Annotated in this window: 1 protein-coding gene; it reads left to right on the top strand. The window is 75.2% G+C overall.

All coding sequences use genetic code 11. From position 1 onward, the window contains the following. The coding region (locus ACPYOG_RS21160) for an ATP-binding cassette domain-containing protein (protein WP_481295998.1) at positions 1-230 on the top strand (230 nt) is incomplete at both ends.

The raw sequence follows: 230 nt of genomic DNA, 5'->3' as shown, positions 1-230 counted from the left end.
GCAACCACCTGCCGTCCGAACTGTCCGGCGGTCAGCAGCAGCGCGGGGCCATCGCCCGGGCACTGGTGAAGGACCCGGAGGGGCTCCTTGTCGACGAGCCGACCGGCAACCTGGACGAGGAGACCCGGGACGAGATCATGGACCTACTCGAGGGGCTGTGGCGGGATCGCGGCCTCACCCTCACCATCCCCCCCCCCCCCCCCCCCCCCCCCCCCCCCCCCCCCCCCCCC

Source organism: Leifsonia sp. HAY1-4F (assembly GCF_056755275.1).
Note: the sequence above shows the minus strand (reverse complement) of the source record. Positions and strands in the feature narration are given on the sequence as shown.